Annotated in this window: 1 protein-coding gene; it reads right to left on the bottom strand. The window is 47.8% G+C overall.

Annotated features, from left to right (window positions below; all coding sequences use genetic code 11):
- The coding region (locus A3751_RS17405; RefSeq protein ID WP_156492576.1) for an FAD-binding oxidoreductase at positions 1 to 453 on the bottom strand (453 nt) is incomplete at its 3' end.
- Positions 454 to 525 lie beyond the last annotated feature (72 nt).

Genomic DNA, 525 nt, shown 5'->3' with positions numbered 1-525 from the left:
GAGCCACTCTTTGTCTTCAATAAAATCTTTGAGGTGTCGAGGTTTAGTGGCAAGGTCGCAATAGCCCCATTTAAGATCGCAATCGATTGCGTATTTCTCAACTCGCTGCTTCACAATATCGACTGCTTCAAAGCCCATGTCATCAATCGCTTTGATGCCCTCGGTGCCGATTTGATTCTTGAATTGATCTAGGCCGTGACCAATGCCGCGGATTAACTGCCCGCCATTGCGTCCTGAGGCGCCCCATCCAATGCGATACGCTTCGACCAAAATGACATTGATACCGCGCTCTCTCAATTCCAAAGCAGTGCTTGCGCCACTGAAACCGCCCCCGATAATACAAACCTGAGTAGAAAGCGCCCCCTTTGCTTGTGGGAAGCCCTCTTTGTCAGTCAGACTTGCTTCATAATAAGAGGGTGGATAGGTACGGGAGTGTGTGGAAGGGTTGAGCATGACTAATACCTTAAATACAGAATCAACTGTTTGATATATTAAGCGAGCGTGTGGGATAATGCACGACCATAA

The sequence above is a fragment of the Oleiphilus sp. HI0080 genome, from assembly GCF_001635135.1.
Note: the sequence above shows the minus strand (reverse complement) of the source record. Positions and strands in the feature narration are given on the sequence as shown.